Source organism: Streptomyces sp. 3N207 (genome assembly GCF_052246355.1).
Taxonomy (GTDB): Bacteria; Actinomycetota; Actinomycetes; order Streptomycetales; family Streptomycetaceae; genus Streptomyces.
In genome coordinates, this window is the sequence record NZ_JBQQBV010000010.1 from 281,735 (window position 1) to 290,723 (window position 8,989).

The 8,989-nt window shown below is 69.5% G+C and carries 6 protein-coding genes; 3 read left to right on the top strand and 3 right to left on the bottom strand.

The genetic code is table 11. The annotated features are described in order from the left end of the window. Positions 1 to 55 precede the first annotated feature (55 nt). Positions 56 to 2,833 carry a cellulosome protein gene (locus tag ACTWP9_RS18225; RefSeq protein WP_443247237.1) on the bottom strand — a complete coding sequence of 926 codons (2,778 nt, stop codon included), beginning with the start codon at positions 2,831 to 2,833 and terminating at the stop codon, positions 56 to 58. A 521-nt stretch (positions 2,834 to 3,354) separates the two neighbouring features. Here ACTWP9_RS18225 and ACTWP9_RS18230 point away from each other — a divergent pair. Further along, positions 3,355 to 3,831, top strand: coding sequence for a CAP domain-containing protein (locus ACTWP9_RS18230; RefSeq protein WP_443247238.1), 477 nt, complete (start codon positions 3,355 to 3,357; stop codon positions 3,829 to 3,831). A 115-nt stretch (positions 3,832 to 3,946) separates the two neighbouring features. Here the strand turns inward: ACTWP9_RS18230 and ACTWP9_RS18235 are convergent, their stop codons facing one another. Together ACTWP9_RS18235 and ACTWP9_RS18240 are read right to left on the bottom strand one after the other, a co-directional pair. Continuing rightward, positions 3,947 to 5,161, bottom strand: coding sequence for a S8 family peptidase (locus ACTWP9_RS18235; RefSeq protein WP_443247239.1), 1,215 nt, complete (start codon positions 5,159 to 5,161; stop codon positions 3,947 to 3,949). 207 nt (positions 5,162 to 5,368) lie between these two features. After that, positions 5,369 to 6,520 (bottom strand): DprA-like winged helix domain-containing protein, encoded by a 1,152-nt coding sequence (locus ACTWP9_RS18240; RefSeq protein WP_443247240.1) that lies wholly within the window; start codon positions 6,518 to 6,520, stop codon positions 5,369 to 5,371. A gap of 233 nt (positions 6,521 to 6,753) precedes the next feature. Between ACTWP9_RS18240 and ACTWP9_RS18245 the strand changes: the two genes are divergently transcribed. Next, positions 6,754 to 7,224 (top strand): hypothetical protein, encoded by a 471-nt coding sequence (locus tag ACTWP9_RS18245; RefSeq protein WP_443247241.1) that lies wholly within the window; start codon positions 6,754 to 6,756, stop codon positions 7,222 to 7,224. Positions 7,225 to 7,331: 107 nt separating this feature from the next. After that, positions 7,332 to 8,924, top strand: coding sequence for a multicopper oxidase family protein (locus tag ACTWP9_RS18250; protein ID WP_443247242.1), 1,593 nt, complete (start codon positions 7,332 to 7,334; stop codon positions 8,922 to 8,924). Positions 8,925 to 8,989: the final 65 nt, after the last annotated feature.

Genomic DNA, 8,989 nt, shown 5'->3' on the forward strand with positions numbered 1-8,989 from the left:
ACGTCCAACAGCCGGCTGTCGTCGGCGGCCCTCGTCCGAGGGCCGCCGACGGCTTCTACGGCCGTTTCGCGAACCGTGCGAGCGTGATCTTGTCGAGCACGGGTGCGTGCCGCGAGCGCAGCAGGATGCCCGGGAATGTGTCGGACGCGTAGGACGTGCCGTCGAAGTTGGGCAGCTCCTCGGCCGAGAACCGGATCGTGTTGCTGCCCCTCTTCAGCCGCACGGGGACGGTCTGCTCCCAGAAGTTGTTCTCGTGGAACGTGTGCGGGAACAGCGTGCGGCGCGGCTCGGCTCCGTTGACGGAGATGTCCGCGGGCCGGGCGAGCGGATCCGGGTTGTAGTGGGTGGCCTCGGACTGCTCGGGGTTGGAGTAGCGCACGCGCATGGCGTACAGGCCCGCTTCATCGGCCTTGACCCGGAAGGTCGCGGTGTTGCCGTTGCCCGGCTTGCCGCCGATGCCGCGTACCGCGGAGCCGTCGTCGGCCAGCGACAGCTTCGCCGGTTCGGCGGAACCGGCGAGCTCGGCGTCCTCGGCCTGGTAGACGGTCGGCTGAAGGGCCTTGGAGGTCCGCTCGGCGGCGAGGTGGTCGATGAGCGTCGTGCCCGACTTCCCGGTGACGGTGACCTTGTTGATGCCGCCGGACAGGGAGGCGGCCACCTTCTTGGCCGACGGCGTGACGTGCAGTGCGTCCTGGCCGTTCACGCTGAGCTGCGCCTGCCCGGCACCTCGGGTGGCGAGGGAGAGCGTGGACTCCGTGTCGGCGGGCGAGTAGACCCAGAAGGTCGCGCTGTCGCCCTCCTTGATCTCCGCAGCCCCCGCGCCGGTCATGCCGCCCTGGTCGTAGACGGGGCGCCCGCCGTCCAGCGCGGCCAGCTCGCCCTCGTAAACCGCCTTCTGGGCCTTGGGATCGGGCCGGCTGAGCTTGAGCCGGTCGACGATCGCGTCACCCTTGGTGGCCCGCTTGCCGTCGAGGCTCTTGGCCGCGAGCGAGAGGGTGTGCTTGCCCTTGGTCAGCTTGACGGTGGTGTCGGTGTGGTCCCAGACCACCCATTTGTAGCCCAGTGGCAGGGACAGCTCCTGCTCGGCGCCGCCGTCCACCGTGAGGAACACATTGGTGGGGCCCTGTTCCTTGACCTTGTCGAAGGTGTTGAGCGAGTTGGCGAAGACGCTCAGGTCGTAGGTGCCGTCCTCGGGTACGTCGACGGTGAAGTCGAGCTTCACATCGGAGCCCGTCCGCAGGCCCCCGACGTCGTGACCGCCCGAGGTGTAGAACTTCGCCACGTCGGACGGTGAGCCCTCGGGGCCGTTCTTGCTGTAGCCGGAGCCGGTGTGCGCGGCATCCTCGGCCTCGTAACCGGCCTCCCACCGGGTCGTGGGAGCCGAGGTCCCGGTGTCCCTGCCGCCCGGGGCGAGGACGATCTCGTACGCCGACGACTCCTTCAGCGCCGGCATGCCGTCGTCGCCGAAGTCGAACGCCACCGAACCGTCGTCGCGGACCTTGACGTCTCGCTCCGCGATCAGCCGCGGCCGGGCGGAGTCGCCGATCTGCCCGGTCCACGGGATCTCACGGATCCAGGCGTGCACCTCGTCCCCGAAGACCTCGTCCGGCACATGGTCGAACGTGATGTGCCCGCCGCCGTCGGAGCCGCCGAAGAGCGTCCGCGCCTGGCGCTTCTTCCGGTCCAGGGACGCCACGCCCTGCATGGTGTAGTTCTCGCCGGGGGAGGGCGGGTTCACCTGCACAGTACGGCCGGTCATGCTGCCGTACGCCTGGTAGAGCCACCACTGGCCGTTGCCGCGGTTGGACTGGACGGCGGAGTCCGACAGATTGCCGTCGATGTTCCAGTACGCGATGTCGGCGTCGACCTTGGACTCCTCGATCGCGGAGATCCACTGGATCATCTGGCCGGGGACCGAGGTGTGGTAGTTGTACGCGTACTCATTGATGTTGACGGGCAGTTCGGTGCCCTCGTGCGCAGTACCGGCGAAGACCTTCTTCTCCCAGCCGCGGTACTTTCTGACGCTGGTGCGGATCTGCTCCGGGTGGCTCAGCTCGTGCCAGGTCATGACCTCGGGGACGGTGCCGGCCTGCACCGTGTGCTTCAGAAAACCCTCGACCTGGTTGAACAGAACACTGGTGTTGGGTCCGGCGATCCGCGCATCCGGCATCTTGTCCTTGATCAGCCGGTTCACGTCGTCCCACGCGGCGAAGTAGTCGTCCGGCTTGTCCAGCCAACTGGTGCCGTTGTAGCTCCACTTGCCGGTGCCGAACATATTGCCCTCGGGTTCGTTGAAGGGCACGAAGACGATGTTGTCCTGGTACTTCGCGGGCAGCTTCCGGACCTGGTCGACCTGCTTGGCGATCTTCTCCTGGTAGATCCGCATCTTCTCCGCCGGCGTGTCCCCCTCCCACTGGTAGGGGAAGCCGCGGTGGATGTCGGTCATATAGATGTAGACATCGCCGTCCGTACTGTCCGCGATCGGCTTGACGACCTCGAGCGCGTCGGCGCCCGGGTGCTGCGGTCCGTCCTGCGCCTTGGTGGAGACGGTGCGCAGATTCATTCCCTCGATGAGGTTGTTCGTCGGCACGTCCTGCCCGTAGAGCCCGTACAGGGATCCGGACGCGCCGCCATGGAACGCTCCGGTCTCCTTGCCGAGGTCGACGGTGAGCTCCCCCTCGGCGGCGGACGCCGGCTTCGGTGGGCCCGCGCCCAGCAGGCCGATCCCCAGCGCGACGGCCAGCGCCGCGGACAGGCCCGCACGGACCTGTCCCGTTCTCGGGCGTCGCTGCCGTGCTCTCGCACGTATCTGTCGCGCTCTCGGTAGCACCATCGTTGCGGCTCCTGCGAGATGTCGGAGGGCTGTCGAACCGGTTCGACACAGTCGAGGGCTGTGCCGAACCGGTTCGACATCCCGGAGATTCAGTGCCTTCTCGGTGTGCGGCTGGAACGGAGGCCAGGGACACGCATGCGCGCGCCGTGGGAGGTCGGAGAGGGACGGCGTCCGAACCCGGTTGAGCCGTTCGAAATATCGGACGTCATCCCATCTGCCGAACGCAACATAGGGCGAGGCAGATGGGGCGTCAATGCCCTGCGCAGCACCTTTCACAGCCGGATCTCGCCTCATCGAGCGCGTCGCCGCTCTCACGGGACGCGAGACGGAGGTCCTCCCGCTCGTCGTCCGGGATGTCGACCTGGAGATCGCCAGTCCATATCCCTGGAACAGCACTTGGAAGCGTCCCGGAGCGGTCGACCCATATCGCCGCACACAGCAGCAATGAGCAGATTTTCGGGAAATTGCTTCTAAGGTGCCGTTAAGGGTGCCTCGGAGCCGACGAGAAATGAGAGGGACGTATGGCATTCGCGTTCAGCCGGTTCGCCCGGCGCGGCGCGGTCCTCGGTCTCGCCTTGGCGCTGGTGACCGCCACAGGATGGGAGGCCGGTGCCGCGCCGGGGCGCGCCGAGGTCCTCGCACTGGTCAATGCGGAGCGGGTCCGGGCCGGCTGCCCCGTGGTCGCCGGGAACAGCGCGCTGCGGAGGGCCGCGCAGCAGCACAGCACGCGTATGGCACATGCCCGGCGCCTCTCCCACACCCGGCCCGGTGGCTCCCCCGGCCGACGGGCGGCCGCCAAGGGCTACCGGTTCCGGCGCGTGGGAGAGAACCTCGCGCGGGGCCAGGGGAACGCCGTCGAGGTGGTGAGGGCGTGGATGCGCAGCCCGAAGCATCGCGCAGCGCTGACCAACTGCGCCTACCGAGACGCCGGTGTAGGGGTGAGCGACGGACCCGGGGGCCCGTGGTGGACGCTGATGCTGGCCAGCAAGCGGAATTGACACCACCGGCAGGAGCACACAGGACCGCGGCCCGGTGTGTGGGGCACCGGGCCGCGGAAGGTGAGGGTGTTGGACGAGTGTCGTCCCTCGTCACCCGCTGTTGTTCAGTTGTGTGTCACTTGACGACGTTCAGCAGCAGGTTGGGCGAGCCCTGACCCGGGTTGCCGACGACGTCCTTGGACGCGCCCTCGGTCAGCGCCTTGGAGACGGCGTCCGGCTTGGCGTCCTTGTGACCCGAGAGGTAGACCGCCGCGGCGCCCGCGACGTGCGGCGAGGCCATCGAGGTACCGGAGATGGTGTCGGTGGCGTCGTCGCCGGTGTTCCAGGCGCCGGTGATGTCCACGCCGGGGGCGTACACATCGAGTACTTCTCCGTAGTTGGAGAAGTCGGCCTGGGCGTCCTTGTTGTCGGTCGCGCCGACCGTGATGGCTTCCTTCACCCGGGCCGGCGAGCTGTTCCCGGCGTCCGTGGACTCGTTGCCCGCGGCCACCGCGAAGGTGACACCGGCCTTGATGGAGTTCTGCACGGCCTTGTCCAGCGCCTCGTCCGCGCCGCCGCCCAGCGACATGTTGGCGACCGAGGGGGCCTTGGCGTTCTTGGTGACCCAGTCGATGCCCTGGACGACCTGCTCGGTGGTGCCGGAGCCCTGGTCGTCCAGGACGCGGACGGCGACCACGTTGGCCTTCTTCGCGACGCCGTGCGCCTCGCCCGCCACCGTGCTGGCGACGTGCGTGCCGTGCCCGTTGCCGTCGTTGGCGTCCTCGTCGCCGTCGACCGCGTCGAAGCCGCTCTTGGCGCGGTCGCCGAAGTCCTTGTGCGTGGTGCGGACACCGGTGTCGATGATGTAGGCGTTCACACCCTCGCCCGCGCCGTCCGGGTAGGTGTACTTCTTGTCGAGCTTCAGCTCGGGGGTGTCGATCCGGTCCAGACCCCAGGAGGGCGGGTTGGCCTGCTCGCCGGCGAGGGAGTGCTTCTGGTTCGCGTAGACCTTGTCGACCGCCGGGTCGGCCGCCAGCTTCTTGGCCTCGTCGGCGGACATCTTCGCGGAGTAGCCGTTGAGGGCCTTGGTGAAGGTCTTGCGCACCTTGCCGCCGTGGTCGGCAATGACCGACTTGCCCTTCGCGGCGGCCGACTTGGTGCTCACGGCCGACTTCTTCATCGTGACGATGTAGCTGCCCTTGACGGCCTTCGCCGAGTTCGCCCCGACGACGGTGCCTTCCGTCTGCGCCTCCGGAGACGCGTTCGCGGGGAGCGCCGAGACGGTGCCGATGGCTGCCGCGGCCACCGCCGCCGATATGCCGAGAGCAACTTTCTTGCGCGTCACTGCCATGGGGAGGGTTCCTCCTCGTGTGGGGGATGCGCCTGTGGGGTGCGCGATCGGAACGCTAGGCGCCTGTACCGAGCAGGACAAGGGGGCCCGGGTGACGCGGGTAGACGGTCAATTGCCGTACAAGGGGCCATTCTTGGCGGTTCGGGCAGGGCTTGGCGGTGCCTTGGCAGGCGATGGCGGGTGCGACTGCGGCTGGGTCCGGGCCTGTTACGGCTGAGTCTGCTGGGTCTGGGATTGGGGCTGGGACTGGGTCTGGGTCTGGGTCTGCGACTGCGTCTGGGGGAGCCAGCCGAGGCTGGCCGCGCGGACGCCGAGTTGGAACCTGGTCGTTGCGCCGAGGCGCTCCATCAGCCCGTGCAGCCGCCGCTGGAAGGTGCGGTAGCTGATGCCCAGCTGGCGGGCCATCACCTGGTCCGTCATACCGGTCGTCAGCAGCGCCAGCAGCTTGGCCTCCTGCGGGCTGGGCCCGTCCGGTGCCCCCGGGCGGCGGCCCGACAGATACTCCGAGATCGGCAGCGCCCTGCCCCACAGCACCTCGAAGAACTCGCACAGCACCTCCAGCAGCCCGGAGGGGTGTACGACGACGCTGCTGGCCAGTTCGTTCGGCGCGGCGCGCAGCGGGATCAGTGCGATGCGGTCGTCCGCGATCAGCATCTTCGTCGGGGTGTCCGCCATCACCCGGGCGTCCTCGCCCAGTTCGGCCGCTGCGCCGATGTCCTTGTCGAACCGGTGGAAGGTGGTGAGCCCTTCTGTGTCGTAGATCACCCGGTAACTGATGCCGCGCCGCATCATCTGGGCCTGCACCGGCATCATGCCGGTCTTCGGGTCGAGGCGGTCGGGGTCGCTGTTGGCGTAGGGCGGTCGGTCGATGCCCCGTATCTCGCCGCGTGCGCTGCGCTGGAGCTGGTCGACCTGGCGGATGACGGCGGCCCGCCCGGTGACGATCTCCACCAGCTCCAGCGGGTCGCGGCCCGCGGTGTGCGCCCGGAAGCGGGCTGCCAGATGCTGGATGTGGCGGCGTGTGCGGTGGATCTCCTCCTCGCGGGCGAGCAGGAGGGACTCGAAGGCGATTTCGGGGGCCACTGGGAGGTAGCGTTCAGCTCCCTTGCCGCCCTGGTCCGGCCGGCTGCCCTGGTCCGGCTTGCCGGCGCCGTCCGCCTTGGCGCCGTCCGCCTTGCTGGCGCCGTCTGCGGAGAAGCGTCCCACCAGGTTGAGCTTCTCCAGGGAGGCGAGTGCGGCGCGGACGCGAGCGGCACTCACTCCGGCGGCGGCACGCAGCTCGTTGACGGTCACGGCACCGTCCACCAACGCCTCGTAGACCTGCTGCTGGACGGGGTCGAGATCAAGAGCCTCCAACATGCTGGGCATCCTGTGCGCGGTGGCGAGTTCACGTCAATGACCGAACACCGCCAGGTCATCGGCAAATACGGAGGAAGCCTGTGGAATCCGACGCGGGCGCCGGTGCGGGGCCGTGCGGCCCCGGCGCGGAGTCGGCCACCGCGGCGCGGACGGGGCCCACCCCGGCGCGGTGCCGCGCGGGGCCGCACGGGGTCGCCGCATACCCCCGCCGGGCATCCGGTTAGGGTGAGCGCATGCTGACCGGCGAGCGCGCACCCGGCACCCGCACCGTGTGGTGCGGGCGGGCGCTGCTGCTTGCCGCGCTGCTGCTGGGGCTCGTCACCATGCATACCCTCGGGCACCTTGTACCCGAGCGCCCGGCGATGGAGGAGCACGTCGCCGCGGCCCCGGCTCCGGCTCCCGCTCCGGCCGCGGTCGACGCTCCGGGCGCGGTCGCGGACCATGCCATGGGCCACCACATGTCCTCCGAGGGCCACGCCCCGGCTCATGACAACGGGCACGGGACGGGGACGGACCCGCTCTCGGTCTGTCTGGCCGTGCTGGGGGTGTGGACGGCCGCCGCGCTGCTGGGTGCGGCAGTGCTGCTGGTGTGGCGTACCGAGCCGTTGGCGCCGTTGCGGGACCAACGGCTGCGGGTGTTGTGGCCGTTGCCGCCGCCGCGTACGGCGTTGCGGCTTGCGCAGTTGTCGATCCTGCGGATCTGAGAGGGCCGCACGTCCCCTCTTCAAGCTCCCTGTCGGCCGAGGGCCTCAGGGCGAGAGGACGTGGGCGCGTATCCGCAAATCGAGCGACAACACCGTGAGGTACACATATGCGTTCCCTTCCCACGCGCCGGGCCGTGCTCGGAACCGGCGCGGCACTGGCCGGCGGCGGGCTGCTGACAGCCTGCTCCGGTGACGGCCACGGCGGCCACAACGACAAGGCGGCGGACGGCTACGTCGAGCCCGGCGGGTCCGAGGTGCGGGCCGCCGAGGCCGAACGGCCTGAGGGCCGGACGGAGAAGGTGCGGCTCACCGCGACCCGTACCCGTCTCGAACTGGGCTCCGGCACCACCGTGCCCACCTGGGCGTACGGCGATCGGGTGCCCGGCAAGGAGATCCGCGTCACCGCGGGAAACACACTGGCGCTCACCCTCGCCAACCACCTGCCGGAGGCGACCTCCGCGCACTGGCACGGGCTCGCCCTCCGCAACGATATGGACGGGGTGCCCGCACTCACCCAGCGGGAGATCCGGCCGGGCGCCGACTTCACCTACCGGTTCGCGGTCCCGCAGCCGGGCACGTACTGGTTCCATCCGCACTCCGGCGTCCAGCAGGACCGCGGGCTGTACGCGCCGCTGATCGTGGAGGACCCGAAGGAGCCGCTGCGGTACGACAAGGAGTGGGTGGTCGTTCTCGACGACTGGGTGGACGGCGTCGACGGGTCGACGCCGGACTCGGTCCTGGCCGAACTGCGTCGGGGCATGGACCACGGAGGCGGCATGGACCACGGGGGCGGTGACGACAGTGGCGGGCACGACATGCACGGCATGCACGGCATGGGTGGCCGCTCCGAGCCGTCGCCGGGAAAGGACAGCCCCTCGCGGATGATGATGGGGGCTGCCAGTGAGGTGCTGGGCGGGGACGCGGGCGATGTGAAGTACCCGCACTATCTGGTCAACGGCCGGGTTCCGGCAGACCCCGAGACCTTTCGGGCGAAGCCCGGTGACCGTATCCGGATCCGCTTCATCAATGCGGGCGGTGACACGGCTTTCCGGGTGGCGCTCGGGGGCCATCGGATGACGGTCACGCACGCCGACGGCTATCCGGTCGAGCACGCCGCCACCGACGCGCTGCTGCTCGGTATGGGCGAGCGGTACGACGTGCTCGTGACGGCGGAGGACGGTGTCTTCCCGCTCACCGCGCTGGCCGAGGGCAAGAAGGCGACGGCCCGGGCGCTGCTGCGTACCGGCTCAGGGGCTGCGCCCTCTCCCTCGGTCCGTCCGAAGGAGCTGGCGGGCACGCCGCTGACCGCCGAGAAGTTGAAGGCGGCCGGCTCGGCGCGGCTGGAGATGGGCAAGCCGGACCGTACGGTCACGCTGCGGTTGACCGGCTCCATGGCGAAGTACGACTGGGGGCTCAACGGCAAGCGGTACGACCCGCGGCAGCGGCATGCCGTCACTGCGGGTGAGCGGGTGCGGCTGCGCTTCGTGAACGCGACGGAGATGTGGCACCCGATGCATCTGCACGGCCACACCTACGCACTGCCGGACGGCGGACCCCGTAAGGACACCGCGATCGTGCTGCCGGGGAAGACGCTGGAGGTGGACTTCGACGCGGACAATCCGGGGCTGTGGATGGTCCACTGCCACAACGTCTACCACGGTGAGGCAGGCATGATGACGGTGCTTGGCTACCGTAAGTAGTCGTCGCGGGGAGGGCACCCAGAGAACAGGGGACTCCCCCCCCCCCCCCCACCCCCCCCCCCCAA